The organism is Duganella sp. Leaf61, assembly GCF_001421905.1.
Taxonomy (GTDB): Bacteria; Pseudomonadota; Gammaproteobacteria; order Burkholderiales; family Burkholderiaceae_D; genus Rugamonas; species Rugamonas zoogloeoides.
Genome location: NZ_LMLM01000023.1, coordinates 278487 through 297126 on the forward strand (window position 1 = coordinate 278487; position 18640 = coordinate 297126).

General features: G+C 64.5%; 18 protein-coding genes. 8 read left to right on the top strand and 10 right to left on the bottom strand.

The features are described from left to right. Window positions 1–2: 2 nt before the first annotated feature. The 4 genes from hemN to ASF04_RS14270 all read right to left on the bottom strand — a co-directional run bounded on the left by hemN (window position 3) and on the right by ASF04_RS14270 (window position 6316). Window positions 3–1418: an oxygen-independent coproporphyrinogen III oxidase gene (gene hemN, locus ASF04_RS14255; protein WP_056142795.1), complete on the bottom strand. Its 1416-nt coding sequence runs from the start codon at window positions 1416–1418 to the stop codon at window positions 3–5. 10 nt (window positions 1419–1428) lie between these two features. Further along, window positions 1429–3078 (bottom strand): PAS domain-containing methyl-accepting chemotaxis protein, encoded by a 1650-nt coding sequence (locus ASF04_RS14260; protein WP_056142797.1) that lies wholly within the window; start codon window positions 3076–3078, stop codon window positions 1429–1431. Window positions 3079–3203: 125 nt separating this feature from the next. Next, window positions 3204–5306, bottom strand: coding sequence for an EAL domain-containing protein (locus ASF04_RS14265; protein WP_056142799.1), 2103 nt, complete (start codon window positions 5304–5306; stop codon window positions 3204–3206). 74 nt (window positions 5307–5380) lie between these two features. Then, entirely contained in the window at window positions 5381–6316 is a 936-nt protein-coding gene (locus ASF04_RS14270) for a DUF808 domain-containing protein (RefSeq protein ID WP_056142802.1), read from the bottom strand. Window positions 6317–6476: 160 nt separating this feature from the next. Here ASF04_RS14270 and ASF04_RS14275 point away from each other — a divergent pair, with 160 nt between their 5' ends. From ASF04_RS14275 to ASF04_RS14285, 3 genes are all read left to right on the top strand, one after another. Further along, window positions 6477–7115 (top strand): LysE family transporter, encoded by a 639-nt coding sequence (locus ASF04_RS14275; protein WP_056143204.1) that lies wholly within the window; start codon window positions 6477–6479, stop codon window positions 7113–7115. 69 nt (window positions 7116–7184) lie between these two features. Beyond that, complete coding sequence (locus tag ASF04_RS14280; RefSeq protein ID WP_156368650.1) at window positions 7185–9317, top strand: DUF6600 domain-containing protein; 2133 nt, start codon at window positions 7185–7187, stop codon at window positions 9315–9317. 395 nt (window positions 9318–9712) lie between these two features. Further along, window positions 9713–9988: a DUF493 family protein gene (locus ASF04_RS14285; protein WP_019924194.1), complete on the top strand. Its 276-nt coding sequence runs from the start codon at window positions 9713–9715 to the stop codon at window positions 9986–9988. Window positions 9989–10025: 37 nt separating this feature from the next. Here ASF04_RS14285 and ASF04_RS14290 read toward each other — a convergent pair whose 3' ends face one another. After that, the gene (locus tag ASF04_RS14290; RefSeq protein ID WP_056142804.1) at window positions 10026–10856 is read right to left on the bottom strand and encodes a LysR substrate-binding domain-containing protein; all 831 of its coding nucleotides are present in this window, start codon (window positions 10854–10856) and stop codon (window positions 10026–10028) included. Window positions 10857–11032: 176 nt separating this feature from the next. Between ASF04_RS14290 and lipB the strand changes: the two genes are divergently transcribed. From lipB to ASF04_RS14315, 5 genes are all read left to right on the top strand, one after another. After that, window positions 11033–11734: a lipoyl(octanoyl) transferase LipB gene (gene lipB, locus ASF04_RS14295; protein ID WP_056143207.1), complete on the top strand. Its 702-nt coding sequence runs from the start codon at window positions 11033–11035 to the stop codon at window positions 11732–11734. 30 nt (window positions 11735–11764) lie between these two features. Continuing rightward, on the top strand, window positions 11765–12754 hold the full coding sequence (lipA, locus tag ASF04_RS14300; protein ID WP_056142807.1) for a lipoyl synthase: 990 nt from the start codon (window positions 11765–11767) through the stop codon (window positions 12752–12754). Between the two features lie 22 nt (window positions 12755–12776). After that, window positions 12777–13439: a uracil-DNA glycosylase gene (locus tag ASF04_RS14305; RefSeq protein WP_056142810.1), complete on the top strand. Its 663-nt coding sequence runs from the start codon at window positions 12777–12779 to the stop codon at window positions 13437–13439. A 151-nt stretch (window positions 13440–13590) separates the two neighbouring features. Continuing rightward, on the top strand, window positions 13591–14070 hold the full coding sequence (locus ASF04_RS14310; protein WP_056142812.1) for a group 1 truncated hemoglobin: 480 nt from the start codon (window positions 13591–13593) through the stop codon (window positions 14068–14070). Window positions 14071–14091: 21 nt separating this feature from the next. Then, a complete protein-coding gene (locus tag ASF04_RS14315) occupies window positions 14092–14991 on the top strand; it encodes a DUF3034 family protein (RefSeq protein ID WP_056142815.1) in 900 nt (299 codons plus the stop codon). Window positions 14992–14994: 3 nt separating this feature from the next. Here ASF04_RS14315 and ASF04_RS14320 read toward each other — a convergent pair whose 3' ends face one another. The 5 genes from ASF04_RS14320 to ASF04_RS14340 all read right to left on the bottom strand — a co-directional run bounded on the left by ASF04_RS14320 (window position 14995) and on the right by ASF04_RS14340 (window position 18538). Continuing rightward, window positions 14995–15525, bottom strand: a complete 531-nt coding sequence (locus ASF04_RS14320) for a peroxiredoxin (RefSeq protein WP_056142818.1) — start codon at window positions 15523–15525, stop codon at window positions 14995–14997. 4 nt (window positions 15526–15529) lie between these two features. Continuing rightward, a complete protein-coding gene (locus ASF04_RS14325) occupies window positions 15530–16180 on the bottom strand; it encodes a BON domain-containing protein (protein WP_056142822.1) in 651 nt (216 codons plus the stop codon). After that, a complete protein-coding gene (locus ASF04_RS14330) occupies window positions 16173–16769 on the bottom strand; it encodes a phosphoheptose isomerase (RefSeq protein ID WP_019924185.1) in 597 nt (198 codons plus the stop codon). Before ASF04_RS14330 ends, ASF04_RS14325 begins: the two co-directional genes overlap by 8 nt. A gap of 80 nt (window positions 16770–16849) precedes the next feature. Next, window positions 16850–17224, bottom strand: coding sequence for a YraN family protein (locus tag ASF04_RS14335; protein WP_056142823.1), 375 nt, complete (start codon window positions 17222–17224; stop codon window positions 16850–16852). A 6-nt stretch (window positions 17225–17230) separates the two neighbouring features. After that, window positions 17231–18538, bottom strand: coding sequence for a penicillin-binding protein activator (locus tag ASF04_RS14340; protein WP_229205057.1), 1308 nt, complete (start codon window positions 18536–18538; stop codon window positions 17231–17233). Between the last annotated feature and the right edge of the window lie 102 nt (window positions 18539–18640).

The following is an 18640-nucleotide window of genomic DNA, read 5'->3' on the forward strand; positions in this document are numbered from 1 at the left end:
GGTCAGATGGTTTTCGAGTAGCGCAGCAGTTGCGCGCTATCGAGTCTTGCGGCGGCCAGGTAGCGGTCGAACACCATGCAGATATTGCGGATCAGCAGTCGGCCCTTGGGCGTGACGCTGATCCACTCGTGATCGACCGTGAGCAGGCCGTCCTGCGCAAACGCCTCCAGTTGTTCCAGTTCGGCGGCAAAATAATGGCGGAACGTGATCGGGAACGATTGCTCGAGCGAGGCGAGCGACAGTTCGAAATTGCACATCAGCTTCTGGATCACGATGCGGCGCAGCAGGTCGTCGTGATCGAGCTTGACGCCACGCGTGATCGGCAGCACGCCGGCGTCGAGTTTTTCGTAATAGGCGTCGAGCGTCTTTTCGTTCTGGCTGTAGGTGGCGCCAATGGCGCTGATGGCCGAGACGCCGCACGAGATCAGGTCGGCCTCGGCGCGGGTGGAATAACCCTGGAAATTGCGCTGCAGGCGGCCCTGGCGCTGGGCCACGGCCAGCTCGTCGTCGGGCTTGGCGAAATGGTCCATGCCGATGTACACATAGCCGGCCGCGCACAGGCGGCGGATGCACAGCGCCAGCAGGTCGAGCTTGACGGCGGCGGTGGGCAGGTCGGCGTCCGCAATCCGGCGCTGCGGTTTGAACAAATGCGGCAGGTGGGCGTAGTTGTACAGGGCGATGCGGTCGGGGCTGGCGTCGATCACCTTGTCGAGCGTGCGCTCCATGGTGGCCATGGTCTGCTTGGGCAGGCCGTAAATCAGGTCGATGCTGATCGAGCGGAAGCCGGCGTCACGCGCGGCCGCCATCACGGCCCGGGTTTCCGCTTCGGGCTGGATGCGGTTGACCGCCTGCTGCACCTCGGGATCGAAATCTTGCACGCCCAGGCTGACGCGATTGAAACCTTGCGCGCGCAGCGAGTGGATGCGTTCGGGCGTGACGGTGCGCGGGTCGATCTCGATCGAGTATTCGCCCAGCGCATCGGGCGCGAAGTCGAAGTTCTCGCGCAGGTAGGCCATCAGGTCGCCCATCTGGCGGTCGCTCAGGTAGGTGGGCGTGCCGCCGCCGAAGTGCAGCTGCTCGATCTGGCCGATGCCGGCGAACAGCCGGCCCTGCATGTCGAGTTCCTGCTTGAGGTAGCCGAGGTAGGTGGCGGCCTTGCCGTGGTCCTTGGTGACGATCTTGTTGCAGCCGCAGTAGTAGCAGACGGTGTCGCAGAACGGCACGTGGATGTACAGCGACAGCGGGCGCTGGCTGCGGCGCAGGCGCAGCCCCGCCACCGCTTCCAGGAACTGGCCGTAGCCGAAGTCCGGGACGAAGCGGTCGGCGGTCGGGTACGAGGTGTAGCGCGGACCGGACTGGCTCAGTTTCCTGATGATGGCGGCGTCGAATTCGACCGCGTCGATGCTGGAGGTGGACATATGATCGCTCTCAGGCTGCTAGGCGCGGGGTTTCCGTATGGGCGGCAGGACGGCCGGTCTTGCTGCCACCGGTGCTGGCCCTGGCCCGCGATGGTGCGCGGCCGAACTTGAACAGGCTGACCGCCTGCGTCAGGCCGCCCGCTTCCACGGCCAGGCTGGCGGTGGCCGCTGCCGCTTCTTCGACCAGCGCGGCGTTCTGCTGCGTGACCTGGTCCATGTGGGCGATGGCCGAATTGACCTGGTCGACGCCAATGCTCTGCTCGTGCGAGGCCACCGAGATTTCGCGCATGATGGCGGTGACCTGCTGTACCGACGACACCACCTGCTTCATGGTGGCGCCAGCGCGGTCCACCTGCACCATGCCGGCGCTGACCTTGCCGACCGAGACGTCGATCAGGTTCTTGATGTCCTTGGCGGCGGTGGCGCTGCGCTGCGCCAGGTTGCGCACTTCGCCGGCCACGACCGCGAAGCCGCGGCCCTGTTCGCCGGCACGGGCCGCTTCCACGGCCGCGTTGAGCGCCAGGATATTGGTCTGGAACGCGATGCCTTCGATCAGGCCGATGATGTCGACGATCTTGCGCGACGAGGCGTTGATTTCGTCCATGGTGGCAATGACATCGGCGACAATTTCGCCGCCCTGCACGGCAACGTGCGAGGCACTGACGGCCAGGTCGTTGGCCTGCGCCGAGTTGTCGGCATTCTGCTTGACGGTGGCCGAGAACTGTTCGACCGACGATGCCGTCTCTTCCAGGCTGGCGGCCTGCGCCTCGGTGCGGCCCGACAGGTCGGCATTGCCGGCGGCGATCTGGCGCGTGGCCACGGCCATGGTTTCCACGTTGATGCGCACGTCGCGGATGGTGGCGATCAGGTTGCTGTTCATCTGCTGCAGCGCGCGCAGCAACTGGCCCACTTCGTCGGTGGCATGGGTGTCGAACGAGGCGGTGAGGTCGCCGGCAGCGATCGACCGGGCGCCTTCGAGGGCCTGCTTGAGCGGCGCCAGCATCGAGACCCGCAAGGTGTACCACAGGAAGATGTTGATCAACAGGCCGAGGAAGGTGGCGCCGAAGATCGCATAGCTGTGGCCCTCGTTGCCCATCAGCGCGGCCACGCACACGCCCAGTTGCAGCACGTTGACCACGCTGGTGGCGAGCCAGATACGCATGCCCAGCGAGACGTGGGACAGGCGCGCCAGCAGTCGCACCAGGCCGGGACGGATCAACTGGCCGTTCTTGATGCGGATGCCGTGGCCGTCGCCGGCGCGGATGGCCTTGTATGCTTCTTCAGCTTCGGCCACCTGGTGGCGTTCGGCCTTGACTCGCACCGACATGTAGCCGATGGTTTTGCCGTGTTCGCGGATCGGCGTGATGTTGGCGCGCACCCAGTAGTGGTCGCCGTTCTTGCAACGGTTCTTGACGATGCCGGTCCACGGCGTGCCGCCCTTGATCGATTCCCACAGGTCGGCAAACGCTTCAGCCGGCATGTCGGGATGGCGCACGATGTTCTGCGGTGCGCCGATCAGCTCTTCTTCCGTAAAACCGCTGATCTGGGTGAAATACGGGTTCACATAGACGATGTTGCCATTCATATCGGTCTTGGAAACGATCGCCTGGTCGTCCAGGACGTCCACTTCGCGGTTGCTGACGGGTTGGTTGTTGCGCATCGCACTCTCCGGCTGTTGTTGCTTTATCACAATAGGTGTGACCAGTGTACGGAGTCCGTCAGGCAATTTTATTGATGTAGATCAAAATTCTCGGGATTGTGGCAGGGGGTGTTATCTGTATTGCATCAACTGTCAAGGGGCTGCAATGTGCCTACCGCGTAGCCCTGGGCGTAGTCGAGCCCGAGCTGGCGCACCACGGCCAGCGTGGTGTCGTCTTCCACGTATTCGGCCACCGTGCGCAGGCCCATCACGTGGCCCACCTCGTTGATGGCCTTGACCATGGCGCGGTTGATGGAATTGGTGGCGATGTCGCGGATGAACACGCCGTCGATCTTGAGAAAATCGACCGGCAGCGCTTTGAGATAGGCAAACGACGACAGCCCGCTGCCGAAGTCGTCGAGCGAGAAGCGGCAGCCGAGCGCCTTCAGTTTGGCCATGAATTCCTGCGCCCGGATCAGGTTGGCGATCACGGCCGTTTCGGTGATCTCGAAGCAGATGTGCTGCGGCGTCACGTTGAATTCGCGAAACTGCTCGACGATGTAGTCGTGCAGGCTGTCGTCGCCGAGCGAGGTGCCGGAGAGGTTGATCGAGTATTCGATGGGAGCGATCGGGGCGATGGCGGCGGTGGGGACTCCGGCCGGGTCCGCCGCAGCGGCAGCAGCGGCAGCGCCGGCATGGCGGCACACGGCGCGGATCACCCAGCGGTCGATGGCGGTCATCAGGTCGTAGCGTTCGGCGGCGGGAATAAAGGCGCCGGGCAGGATCAGGTCGCCCTTGGCGGGCTGGATGCGGATCAGCACCTCGAGGTGTTCGCTGCCGGTCGGGCCCAGGCCGACGATGGGCTGCGTGTACAGGCGGAAGTATTGCTGCTCGAACGCTTCGTTCAGGCGCGACACCCATTGCATCTCGCCGAGCCGGCGCGCCAGCCGCTGGTCGGCGTCGCGGTACACGTGCACGCGGTTGCGGCCGCGCTCCTTGGCCAGGTAGCAGGCCTGGTCGGCCGCCATCAGCAGTTCGGTCATCGACTTGCTGTGGCGCGTGACCTCGACCATGCCGATGGAGACGCCGAGCTCGAAGGTGCGCTCCTGCCAGACGAAGCGGAAATTGCGGATCGATTGCCGCAAGCCCTCGGCGATCAGGCGCGCCTGGTCGGTGGGGCAGCGCGGCAGCAGCACGCCGAGCTCGTCGCCGCCCAGGCGCGCCAGCACGTCGGAATCGCGCATCTGGGTTTGCAGCATGCGCGCCAGCAATTGCAGCAGCAGGTCGCCGGCGGCATGGCCGCAGGTGTCGTTGACGATCTTGAACTGGTCGAGGTCCATGTACAGCATGGCGTGCACATGGCCTTCGTCCTTGGCGCTGTGCAGCGCCTCGGCGATGCGCACCTCGAACTCGCGCCGGTTGATCAGGCCGGTGAGGGTGTCATGGGTGGCGTTCCACGACAATTGCCGGGTAAGCTTGCGCTCGTGGCTCACGTCACGGAATACCACCACCACGCCCAGCAGCACGCCGTTGTCGGACCAGATCGGCGAGGCCGATTCCTCGACCGCGATGCGACGCCCTTCGCGCGTAACCAGCTGGTTGTCGGACGCAGGCGCTACCGTTTGCCGCAGGCGCAGGCATTGCAATGCTACGTGCTCGGCGATGGGTTCGCCGGCCTCGTTGGTCAGTTGCAGGATGGTGGCGATGTCCTGGCCGCGCGCTTCGTCGTTGCGCCAGCCGGTCAGTTGCTCGGCGGTGTGGTTCAGGTAATCGGTCTTGCCGTGCGGGTCGACGGTGATCACGCCCTCGCCGATGGCGCGTAGCGTCACTGCCGCCATCTCGCGGTCACGCGCGGTGGCCTGCTCGTTAAGCCTGCGCTCGGTGATGTCCCAGATGATGCCCAGGGTGCCGGTGGGGGCGCCGTGCGCGTTGCACAGCATGTGGGCCTTGGCGGCCAGCCAGTGCAAGCTGCCGTCGTCCCATACCACGCGGTACTCGACCTCGTAGCCGGTGCATTTATCCACGGCCTCTTGCATGGTATGGACCAGGGCGTCGCGGTCGTCCACATGGACATAGCGGAGAAAATCGCTAAACGGTTGCGCCAGCTGGCCCGGGGCCAGGCCGAGCAGGCGCTGGCCGCCACCCTGCCAGTTGACGGTGCTGCCCGCCACCGTACCGTCGTGGATGAAGGTGTCCCAGATCGTCATGCGCGCCGCGTCCAGCGCCATCCGTAAATGCCGAAAATCCATGCGCCACTCCAAAAACCGATTGTTCTGGTCTTGGAGTTGCTACCAGACGGAAAGTTCCGCAGGAAGTCGGAGTTTTAGGCCTTCCTGGTTGTGCGCCAGAGCTTGCCAACCACGGTCACTACCGCCAGCGCCAGCGCGCCTGCCACCAGTCCGGTCACGGCGCCAATCACGCTTTCGGTGATAAAGGACAGCACCGGGCCGATCGTCGGCACGCCGGCCATGACTTCTTGCGCGTGGTGCACCACGTCGTGGCTGCCGGGAATGCCATGCACCAGGATGCCGCCACCGACCATGAACATGGCAGCCGTGCCCACCACCGACAGGAATTTCATCAGCACCGGCGCGGCGGCCAGCAGGAAGCGGCCAAGCCCGCGCACGATGGCGTTGCCCAGCTTGCTCAGGTACAGGCCGGCGTCATCCATCTTGACGATGCCGGCGACCAGGCCGTACACGCCCACCGTCATCACCAGCGCGATCAGGATGACCACCAGCGCCTGTTCCATGAACGGCTTGCCTTCCACGCTGCCGAGCGAGATGACGATGATCTCGGCCGACAGGATGAAGTCGGTGCGCACGGCGCCCTTGATCTTTTCCTTTTCCAGCGCCACCAGGTCGGCGTCGGGATCGGCCACGGCAGCCACCAGTTCCTGCTTGCGCTGGGCTTTTTCTTCCTTGTGCAGCACGCTGTGGGCGATTTTTTCGAAGCCCTCGAAGCACAGGTACAGGCCGCCGATCATCAGGAGCGGCGTGATGGCCTGCGGCAGGAAGGCGCTGATTGCCAGCGCTGCCGGCACCAGGATCGCCTTGTTCTTGAGCGAACCGACCGCCACCGCCCACACCACGGGAATTTCGCGCGCGGCGCGCACGCCGGACACCTGCTGCGCATTGAGCGCCAGGTCGTCGCCGAGCACGCCGGCGGTTTTCTTGGCCGCGACCTTGGTCATCACGGTGACGTCGTCGAGGATGGTGGCGATATCGTCGATCAGCGCCAACAGGCTGGTACCGGCCATCAGCGGCTCCCTCGGGTGGTGAAAGTGGTCATGGTGGTCCTTATTATAGAAGCAGCAAGTTTAACCCAAGCCGAGCCGGCGGCGATATGGCGACGCGGCTACAATGTGCGTTACCGCGCAGCATTTCGCTGACGCCGGAGTCAACCATGGGATTTACATCATGAGCTTTGCCGTCTGGCTGGGATTTTTCGTCGCCGCCTGCATTATTGCCGTTTCGCCCGGCTCGGGCGCGGTGCTGTCGATGTCGCATGGCTTGTCCTATGGCGTGCGGCGCGCCAGCGCCACCATCCTCGGCCTGCAAACGGGCCTGCTGCTGATCTTTTTCATCGCCGGCGCTGGCGTCGGCTCGCTGCTGCTGGCGTCCGAGCTGGCGTTCAACGTGGTCAAGACCATCGGCGCGCTGTACCTGATTTACCTGGGCCTGTCGCAGTGGCGCGCCAAAGTGGCCATCGGCGCTCAGCATGCGCAGCTGGAAGTGGTGGTGCCGTCAGCGCGCAAGCGCTTCCTGACCGGTTTTTTGACCAATGCCACCAATCCCAAGGGCATCATCTTCATGGTGGCCGTGCTGCCGCAGTTCATCACGCAAGGTTCGCCGCTGCTGCCGCAACTGCTGATCCTGGCCGCCACCATGTGCGCGATCGACCTGGTGGTGATGCACGGCTACGCCTTGCTGGCCTCGTCGATGCAGCGCTTCTTCCGCGACCCGCGCGCGGTCAAGCAGCAGAACCGGGTGTTTGGCGGGCTGCTGATGGGCGTGGGCGCAGCGCTCTTTTTCGTCAAACGTGGCTCGGCAACTTGAAATTATTTGTAACCCGTGTAGGCGAACCGTCTGTTGCCGCGTTAAATCCCCATGACTAACGGAGACGCCATGAACATCATCCCCACCATCATGCTGGCCGCCCTGGCCGGTTTGAGCACCCTGGCCCAGGCCCAATCCGACCTGCCGGCGGCGGTGGGGCGCATTTCAGCGGTGCAGGGCCAGGTTACCCTGAGCGGGGACGATGAACCGGTGGCCGCCAGCCTCAACTGGCCGGTGACGGCCAACAGCCACCTGGTCACCGCCAGCGGCGCTCGCACCGAGTTTCGCATCGGCTCCACGGCGGTACGGCTCGATGGCGACTCGGATCTCGAAATCACCCAGCTCGACGACGACCTGCTGCGCCTGCGCCTCAACTACGGCAGCGCCAGCATCCGGGTGCGCAATGCCGACCTGCTGCGCGACTTCGAACTGACCACGCCGCAGGCGCGCATCACCATGATCGAGCCGGGCCTGCTGCGGGTGGACGTGGAACGGGTACCCGATACCAGCCAGATCAGCGTGCTGGCCGGCATCGCCCGCGTCGATGGCGCCGGTTCGTCGGTGACGGTCAATCCGGGCCGCCAGGTGGACGTGACCACCGAGGACGTGCGCACGACGGTGGCGCGGCGCGACGGTTTCGATGTCTGGGCCGACGAGCGCGACCGCCTGGCCGATGTCGTGGTCACCACCCAATATGTGTCCACCGGCATGACCGGCTACGAGGAACTGGACCGTCACGGCAGCTGGACCGAGAACGTCGAGTACGGCCCGTTGTGGGCGCCGCGCAATGTGGCCGCCGACTGGGCGCCGTACCGCGACGGCCGCTGGACCTGGCTGGCGCCGTGGGGATGGACCTGGGTCGATAACGCCCCCTGGGGTTATGCGCCATCACACTACGGTCGCTGGGTGACGGTGCGCCAGCGCTGGTACTGGGCGCCGGGCCGTCCGGCCGGCCGTCCCGTGTGGGCGCCGGCGCTGGTGGGCTGGGTGGGCGGCGTCAACCGTCCGAACCAGGGACCCGGCCTGGGCTGGTACCCGCTGACGCCGCGCGATCGCTTCGTGCCCGGCTACCGGGTGTCGTCCAGCTACGAGCAGCGCCTGAGCTGGAGCTACAAGGGCAAGTCGTTTACGTCCCGTGGCGATCATGACGCTGGGCGAAACGGCGGCCGCGACGGCCTGACCGTGCTGCCACGCGCGCAGTTCGAGGGAGGCAACATTATCCGCGTCAATCGTGGCGACCATTTCGTGCCGCGTCCGCAGCAGGGCAACCTGGTCACGCCGGCAACGCCGCCGCGTCCGGCCGCCGGCCCGGGCCGCATCGAGACCAACCGCACCTGGCAGGACCGCGACGGCAATGGTCGCCCGGACCGCTTCGACAACAATCCGCGCAATGGCAGCAACCCGCGCGCTGACAATAATCCACGTAACGATAACAATCCGCGCTTTGGCAACAACCCGCGCAATGATTTGCCGCGTAACGACAGCCGGCCGCAAACCATCAGCACCTTGCCGCCGAACCAGATCGGTACGCCGGACGCACCGGCGCAGACCATCAATCCGCGCGACGTGGGCGTCGAGATCCATACGCGTCCCTATGGCGGCCGTGCCGGCAATGGCGCGCTGATGCCGGCGCCGGTACTGCAGATCGGTAACACTCGCGACCGTTTCCAGCGCGACGACAATGACCGTCGCCAGCGCGATGAGGACGAGCGGCGCCAGCGTGAGCGAGACAGGCAATCGCAACAGCAGCCGCAGGCTCAACAGCCGTCGCAGCAGCCACGGCCACAGCAGCCACAGTCGCAACTGCAACCTCAGCAGCCCGAGCAACCACGTTTCCAGCCACAGCAGGAGCGGCCACAGCAGGTTGAACGTCCACGCTTCCAGCCGCAGCAGGAACGACCGCAACAGCAGGAGCGGCCACAGCAAGCTGAACGCCCACGCTTCCAGCCCCAGCAGGAACGCCCGCAACAGCAGGAACGCCCGCAACAGCAAGAGCGGCCCCGTTTCCAGCCGCAGCAGGAGCGTCCACAACAACAGGAGCGTCCGCAATCGCGTCCTGAGCGGCCGCAGCAAGAACGTCCGCAGCCCCAGGCACAGCCGGCGCCGGCGCCGCGACCTGCGCCGGTGGCCCAGCCGCAGCAACGGCCCGATCCGGGCCAGAGCCGCCAGCACCGCGACCGGCCTGCGCACGATCAAAACTAGCCAGGAGGCACGCAAGAGGGGGAGGGCCTGTTCCGTCATGGACAGGTTCGGTCCCGCTCCTGCGCATTTCAACTCCCTTAAACTGCAGTTCGTCACATTCGCGTAGCGTCCGGGTAAGCCTTTGCTTACAGTTGCCACATTGCAGATACGGGTGGCAGCGTCAGAGCAGCGGACCAATCCGCACCGCGCAACGCCATCCAGACCCCACCACTTTGCCCCAACTATTTTCGATATTCCCGAGAGAATAGTTTTTGCCAGCCTACCAGGCTGGCTTTTTTTTGGACGCGGCGACCCCATCTCGGTCTCTGGCCTCGTATCCGGCAACTTTGGCTACAATGCAGGCTGGCGGCGTCACGTCGATGTCCGCCGGTTTTTCTTAATAGATTGGAATGATTATGCAAGCGATCCCACCGACCGAGTCCCTCATCGAGTATCCGAGCGACTTTCCGATCAAGGTGATGGGGCCGACTCATATCGACTTCGCACCGACCATCGTGCTGGTCGTGCAAAAACACGACCAGGATTTCCACGAAGGCAAAATGGAAGTGCGTCCCTCGTCCAAGGGCAACTTTACCGGCCTGACCGTGACCGTGCGCGCCACCAGCCGCGAACAGCTCGACGCGCTCTACTCCGAGCTGTCGGCGCACCCGATGGTCAAGATCGTCATGTAAGAACCTGTCTGGGCAGGGAGGCGGCGCAAGCAGCGCCTCATTCCCTGCTGGCATACGTTCCAAACTGCTGGCGCTGGAAGGCGGCGATCTCGTCGTGCAACCAGCGTTGTAGCGCCGCCACCTGCGGGCGCTCCGCCATTCCCGGCGGCGACACCAGGTAATACGCCTCCGCGCACGCCTGTGCCGCACCGGGCCGCCGCGCCAGGCGTCCGGCGGCAATCTCGGGCGCTGCCACCACGTGGTGCAACAGCGCCTCCCCCTCTCCCGCCAGCACGGCGCGCAGCAACTCCCCCCCTTGCAATTCCGAGGAAAGCAGCACCTGATCATGCGTGCCAGAGCCATGGTGGGCGCTCACTACAAGGTAGCGTCTCTCATCCATCAACCGCTCCACCACCATGCCCGGATGTCGTCCCAGATCGAACACGATTGCTGCGTCCACGCCGGCGCGCGCCAGGTCCGCCGGCGGCGTCCTGGTGTGCAGCACCAGGTCGATCTCGGGATGCAGTTCGATGAATCCGCCCAGGCGGGGCGTGAGCCAGCGCGCGGCAAACCAGGCTGGTGCGGCCAGGATCAATGGCGCAGTGGCAGCGGCGGCCGGGCGCAGGGCGTCGGCAGCGGTGCCGATGGCATCGAAAGTCTTGCCCAGGAACTGCGCGAACTGCTGCGCCTCGTGAGTTATTTTCACTTGCCGGCCATGGCGCACGAACAGCGGCCGGCCCAGGTCCTCTTCCAGCGCCCGCACCTGGTGGCTGATCGCCCCGTGCGTCAGGCGCAACTCTTCCGCCGCGCGCGAGAAATTCTCGTGGCGGGCCGCCGCCTCGAAGGCGCGCAGGGCGGAAAAATTCGGCAGGCGGCGGTTCGCGCTCATCTGGGTCTGTGGATAACTTTGTGAATAAAACTGGCAAGAAAAGCCGAATATACCGCAGCTACAGGCGATACGGCAATGTTTACCATGTGAATAAAACTAACCAATAGCCGAAATCGACCCGGTGCCGTGCTAGCCGGAGCCGGTTGCCGCCACGCCGGCTGATTTATAATGGCGGCATGACGTCCCCCACCACTCCCGAGATCCGCCACCTCGGCGTTGCCGATTACGACACCACGTTTGCCGCCATGCGCGCGTTCACCGACGCCCGCACGCCCGACACGCGCGACCAGCTATGGATCGTCGAGCACGCACCGGTGTTCACGCTGGGCCTGGCTGCCGACCGTGGCCACCTGCTGGCCGGCGCCACCGCCATCCCCGTGGTGCAGACCGACCGCGGCGGCGAAGTGACCTATCACGGCCCCGGCCAGGTGGTGATTTACCTGCTGATGGACCTGCGCCGCAACAAGCCGGGCGGCAAGCTGTATGCGCGCCAGTTCGTGCATAAAATCGAGCAGGCGATCATCAATGTATTAGGGGCGTATAATCTCGTCGGTGAGCGGATTGAAGGCGCGCCCGGCATTTATATGGCGGACGGGCCCAAGCGCGGCGCCAAGATTGCCGCGCTGGGCTTGAAAGTGCGCGGCAACGGCTGCACGTATCACGGCCTGTCGCTCAATGTCGCAATGGACTTGGCGCCGTTTTCCTGGATCAACCCGTGCGGTTACGCCGGGCTGGAAACCGTCGATATGCGCACCGTCGGCGCCCACGCGCAGTTGGCCGACGTGCAGCAGCAACTGGCCGAGGAATTGATACGGGTGCTCGCTGTGCCTGTCGATGCCCCGGCCCCCGTTCCGCAACCAGCCGTACAACCTGAATAACCAAACCAGCCCGCGAGGGCATGCAGCCAAATGACCACTGAGATCACCTCCAGCACTCCCGCTTACAACCCGAGCGAAAAGCAAAAAGGCGCCAGCAAGACGTCGCGCATCCCGATCAAGATCGTGCCGGTCGAGCAGGTGGAGCGGCTGAAAAAGCCGGAGTGGATCCGCGTCAAGGGCGCTTCGGCATCGAGCCGCTTCTACGAAATCAAGGACATCCTGCGCGAGAACAAGCTGGTCACCGTGTGCGAAGAAGCGAGCTGCCCGAACATCGGCGAATGTTTCGGCAAGGGCACGGCCACCTTCATGATCATGGGCGACAAGTGCACCCGCCGCTGCCCGTTCTGCGACGTGGGCCACGGCCGTCCCGACCCGCTCGACGTCAACGAGCCGATCAACCTGGCCAACACCATCGCCAAGCTGCGCCTGAACTACGTGGTGATCACCTCGGTGGACCGCGACGACCTGCGCGACGGCGGCGCCGGCCACTTCGTCGAGTGCATCACCAAGACCAAGGACCTGTCGCCCCTGACGCAAATCGAAGTACTGGTGCCCGACTTCCGTGGCCGCCTCGAGAAAGCCCTGGCGATCTTCGCCGACGGCCTGCCGGACGTGATGAACCACAACATGGAAACCGTGCCGCGCCTGTACAAGGAAGCACGCCCGGGCGCCGACTACATGCACTCGCTCAAGCTGCTCAAGGACTTCAAGGCCCTGTACCCGAACGTCAAGACCAAGTCCGGCCTGATGGTCGGCCTGGGCGAGACCGACGAGGAAATCCTGCAAGTGATGCGCGACATGCGCGAGCACGACATCGACATGCTGACCATCGGCCAGTACCTGGCACCATCGAACAGCCACTTGCCGGTACGCCGCTACGTGCACCCCGACGTGTTCAAGATGTTCGAAGAAGAAGCCTACAAAATGGGCTTCGGCCACGCCGCCGTCGGCGCCATGGTGCGCAGCTCGTACCATGCGGATGAGCAGGCACACAATGTGCTGGCTGCGGTGAACGGCTGATACTGACGGCGAGAGGCTTTCCATGACCGTCCGCATCGAACCATCATGGAAAGCCTACCTGCAAGACCAGTTCGAACAACCGTACTGGCAAAGCCTCACCGCCTTTGTGAAGGACGAGTACGCTGCCGGTCCTTGCTGCCCGGCCGGTAAAAACATCTTCCGTGCCTTCGACCTGACGCCGTTCGATGCCGTCAAGGTTGTCATCCTCGGGCAGGATCCGTACCACACGCCTGGCGCCGCCATGGGCTTCTGCTTCTCGGTGCCGGACGGCAATCGTCCCCAGCCCAGCCTGCAAAACATCTTCCAGGAATTGCGCGACGATACCGGCGTCGAACGGCGCCAGACCGATCTGACCGACTGGGCCGAGCAGGGCGTGTTTTTGCTCAATAGCGTGCTGACCGTGCGTGCACGGCAGGCCGGGTCGCATGCGAACAAGGGGTGGGAAACTTTTACCGACAGCGCCATCGCGCGGTTGTCCGACCAGCGCGACGGCCTGGTGTTCATCCTGTGGGGCAGTTACGCAATTGCCAAGCGCGCGCTGATCGATACCAACAAGCACCTGGTGATTACCTCGCCGCATCCGTCGCCGTTCTCGGCCCACAAGGGATTTTTCGGCAGCAAGCCGTTTTCGCGGACCAACGATTACCTGGCCGCCCACGGCAAGGCGCCGATCCGCTGGGCCTGATGCCAGCCGCGCCGACATCGGCGGCGTGTTCAGCAAGCCACAACTGGCAATCCGAGAGTGTTGATTTCAAGCAAACAAATGGCCGATCGACGTGCATAAGCTGATAAATTGTCGGAGGGATATTCCCTATTTTCCCTGCTGAGGAACCGACATGAAACTACTTTCGCGCGTAGCCGCCGTCATGACAGGCTTGCTGCTGGCGTCCTCGCTGGCCGTGGCGCAAACACCTTATGCCGACGACACCGTTTACCGGGGCCTCGGTGGCAAGCAAGGCATCAAGAAAATCGTCGATACCTTCATCCCGCTGGTGCTGGCCGATCCGCGCATCAAGGACAACTTCGCCGACTTCGACATGGACCAACTGAACGTGCGCCTGCAGGAGCAGATCTGCGAGTTCGCCGGTGGGCCGTGCAAGTACACCGGTAAATACCGCGACAAGACCATGGACGGCGTGGGCACCGTGCGCGACATGACCACCGTGCACCAGGATCTGAAAATCACCAACGCCATGTTCAACGCGCTGACCGAAGACCTGCAAATCGCCATGGAACGCCACAACGTCCCGAACAGCGTCGCCAACAAGCTGGTGGCCAAGCTTGCGCCCATGCAGCGCGCCATCGTCACCAAGTAAGCAGCCGCCAGGAGCATCCTCATGACATTTTCCATCGCCAGGCTCACTCTCGCAATCCTGATGGCGTCAAGCGCTGGCAGCGCCGCCGCCCAATCCCAGGCTTCGCCCGACATGGGCAAGCTGCTGGCCACCGGCGGCGTCAGCCAGGTGGAAGGCGCCGGCGGTGGCGGCATCGTGCCGTGGGCCCTGATCACCGGCTATGGCACCCGCGACAGCTGGGGCGCCAACGCCCATTACACGTATATCAGCACCCAGGACTACAAGCTCGACACCTATGGCGTGGCGATCGGCCTGGCCGACCGCGTGGAATTGTCAGTGGCCAGCCAGTCGTTCAAGGGCAGCCTGGCGCCGCTCGACAACCTCATCCTCAAGCAGGACATCCTCGGCATCAAGGTCAAGCTGACCGGCGATGCCGTGTACGAACAGGACAGCTGGTTGCCGCAGATCGCGGTGGGGGCCATGTACAAGGACAACAAGGGCGTGAAGGGACTCGGCGCGCTGGGCGTGACCAGCGTCACCCAGCTCGGTGCGAAGGACGACAGCGGCTATGACTACTACGTGGCCGCCACCAAGATCCTGCTCGAGCAAAGCCTGCTGCTGAACCTGACCCTGCGCGCCACCAAGGCCAACCAGATGGGCTTGCTGGGCTTCGGCGGCGACCAGGGCGACAGCCGCAAGGTGATGCCGGAAGTGTCGGCCGCGTACCTGATCAACCGCCACCTGGCGGTGGGCGCGGAGTACCGGCGCAAGCCGCACAACCTCGGCGTCGATCCGGAAAAGGCGTATTACGATGCGTTCGTGGCGTGGTTCCCGACCAAGCATGTGTCGGTGACGGCAGCGTATGCGAATCTGGGCAAGATCACGGTCTTCAATCCGAAGACCCAGCGCGGCCTCTACCTCTCGGTACAGGCCGGCTTTTGAGACTTAGCCCTTGAGCGAGGTGGAGAGCAACTGGTGCAGCGCCGGAAAATCGGGCTGCCCCACGTATTTCTTGAGGATCTTGCCATCCTTGGCGATGACGAAGGTGGTGGGCGTCATCGAGACGTCGCCGTAGGCCTTGGCGGCCGAGCCGTCGGTGTCGAGCGCCACCTTGAACGGCAGCTTGCGCGTATCGGCGTAGTTGACCACGTAGTTGGGCGGGTCGTAGCTCATGGCCACGGCCACGAATTCCAGGCCGTCGTCCTTGAACTTGTTGTAGGTCTCGACCATCTGCGGCATTTCGGCCACGCAGGTGGTGCACGAGGTGGCCCAGAAGTTGACCATTACCACCTTGCCGCGCAGGTCTGCAGGCGCAATCTTTTCGCCCTTGATGGTGACGAACGTGACCTCGGGCGCCACCGGCCGCTTGCTGAGCGTGACGTAGGCCACCGCGCCGATCACGGCCAGCGCCACGGCAGCGATCAGCGGCTTGACCCAGGCGCGCGAGGACTCCGGCAATGCAGTGGTCGTGCTCATGGCATCATTGCGCCGAAGCGCCAGGCTTTGGCTGGTACGATTTCCACTCGTCTTCAGAAATATATTCGAAGACCTTGACTACCTTGCTCACGCCCGAGACGCCGCGTGCGATATCGGCGCCGATCTGGCCTTCGCGCTGGGTCACGCGGCCCATCAGGAACACCACGCCGCGTTCGGTCACCACCTGATAGGAATTAGCCGAGATATCCTTGGCGTCCACCAGGCTGGCCTTGACCTTGCCGGTGATAATGGTGTCGTTCGAGCGCGAGGTGTAGCTGGCGGGGCCGGCCACTTCCAGCTCGTTGATCACCGACAGCACGCCTTCGACCGACGCCATTTCGCGCTCGGCGGTGGCCTTGGCGGCATCGTCGGGCACTTCGCCGGACAACAGCACGCGGCGGTTGAAGCTGTTGATGTTGACGTGGGCATCGCTGCCGAGCACATTGCGCAGCTTGTTCGCACCCTTGAACTGGATCGACGTATCCTCGGTTTGCGCACCAAACGTGCGGCGGTCGGAAGCGGCCAGGGTACCGGTGATGGCGCCGCCGGCAACCAGCGCCACGCAACCGGACAGGGTAGCAGCGGTGGCCAGGCACAGCACGCTCATGGCAAGCGGGCGTTTCAGTGTAGTCCAGATAGTGCGGGAATTACTCATTCACATCTCCTCCGAATAGGGCGACATCAATGCCGTCGCAAATGCTGTGGATGCAGACCAGGTGCACTTCCTGGATGCGGGCGGTACGGTCGGCCGGGACGCAGATATGGACGTCGGCGTCGGTCAGCATCTTGCCGATCTCGCCGCCGCCCTTGCCGGTCAGTGCCACGATGCGCATTTCGCGCTCGAGCGCCGCTTCGATGGCAGCGACCACGTTGCCCGAATTGCCGGACGTGGAAAATGCCAGCAGGATGTCGCCGGACTGGCCGAACGCCTGCACCTGCTTGGAAAAGATTTCGCGGTAGCTGTAGTCATTGGCCACTGCGGTCAGGATCGACGTGTCGGTGGTGAGCGCAATGGCGGGCAGCGGGAAGCGTTCGCGTTCGAAGCGCCCCACCAGTTCGGCGGCGAAATGCTGGGCGTCGGCAGCCGAGCCACCGTTGCCGCACACCAAAATCTTATTGCCGTTAGACAATGCCGCAAACATCATGTCGATGGCTTGGGCGATATGGGGCGCCAGCACGGTGGCCGATTGGATTTTCAGTTCGGCACTTTCGTGGAAGTGCGCCAGGATGCGTTGATTTGTCATAGTGTGCTGATTATAGTGCAGTCATCCGAAACCCCGGACAAGACCTTTTAAAAATGCTTACATCTGCGCTGAAGAAGGGCTTAAAGCGTAATGATATTGCGCAGCCACTCCAGCTGATCGCCATCAAGGGCAACCAGGTCGAAGCGGCACGGTGGAGGAGAGCGGTGGCGCAGCAGGTAGTACTGGGCGGCATGGACCAGCCGCCGCTGCTTGTGATGGGTGACGCTGGCCGCCGCGCCGCCAAAGCCACTCGCCGCACGGCGCCGCACCTCGACAAACACCAGGTGGGCGCCGTGGCGCATGATCAGGTCGATCTCGCCGGCCTTGCAGCGAAAATTGCGTTCGACCGGCACCAGGCCCTGCGCCACCAGGTAGGCCAGCGCCCGGTCTTCACCTTGCTGGCCCAGTTGCTGTTGCGCGGTGCGCCGTCCGCTCGGCGCGCGGGGCGGCGCCATGGTTGGTTACTGCTGGACCGCTTGCGGCACGCCGTGCTGGAACACGGCCGGCTGCTCCACCCGCTCGAAGCGGGCCGGGCCCTGGCCGAAGTCCACCGTCAGGCGTCCCGTGACACCGTCGATGCTGAAACGGCCAGCCGGCTTGCGGCTGATTTCGCGCGCCACGCGGTAGGCGTCGATGCCCAGCGCGTACAGGCGTTCCATGTCGGCCGTGCCGGCTTGTACCGGGTGCGGATAGACCATCACCGCCGGATGGTCGCGCTGCACCTGCCATGGCAGGTCAAGCAGGCGCACGCCGTCGAGCTCGTTGGTGGGCGAATTCATGCCGCCGCCGGCGTTCAGCGCCGACGTGCCGTACAGCGGCAGGGCGGCAAAGCCGGTGGGAGCCATCGGTGCGGCAGGCGCGGCCGGCAAACCGTCGGCGGTGCTGATCACCGGCTCGTCCGCTTCATGCACCAGGCCGCTGTTCAGCGCGCCGCGCAGTTGGCGGGTCTGGTCGGCGCCCATGGCCGAGAACAGCAAGCCTGGCGGGTCCTGCTGCAGGCGCGCGCGCAGTTGCACCAGTTCCGGGTCGCTCAGGTAATTGTTCGGGGCGCTCAGTTCCACCATGCGCACCTGCTGGCCCAGTTGCTGCCAGTGGGCGGCAAACGCTGCCGCGATGCGGCGCTGCCATGGCGTGCTGGTGGTAATGATCATGGCGCTGGCGCCGGGCTGCTCGGCCGCCGCCCATTGCGCCACCTGGCGCGCTTCTTCCTCGATCGACAGGCCCATGGCCAGCATTTGCTGCGGCAGCGGGGTAGCGTTGGCCGTGCCGAAACCTTCCGGGTGATTGAGGGCGATGGTGGGCTTGGTCACCAGCGGGCTGGTCGCCACCGCAGTGACCGCCGAGCGCGCCAGCGGGCCGACCACGAGATCGACGCCTTCCAGGGTCTGGGCGTAGCTCGATAAAATGTCTTGCGCGACATCGCCGGTTTCCACCACGGTGATGGTGATGTTGTCGCGGTCGCGTTCCCAGGCCGCCATGAAGCCGGCGCGCAGCGCTTCGGCGGCGGCGCCCAGGGTCTCCGAGCGCAGCGGCAGGATCAAGCCCATGCGCACCGGTGCGCCGGACGGCATGGCGGCGTCGCCCGCCGGCCGGTAGCCGGTGGCATTCTCGGTGCGCAGCTGGTCGGTATCAGGTGCGCGGGTGGGTTGGGCGGCCGCCCCCGGCATCGCGATGGCGAACACTTCCGCTGCCGGCGGTGGTGGTTCCGGCGGTGGCGGCGGCAACGGCACGGGAGCGGGCGCCGGTGGCGGGCTTATAATGATAGGCACGGACGAGCCGCACCCGCTCATCAATGCCAGCGCCGCCAATGCGGCAACTGCCGCGCACAACCTCATTTTTTTCATGCTGCCCCCTCATTCCATTTACTGACC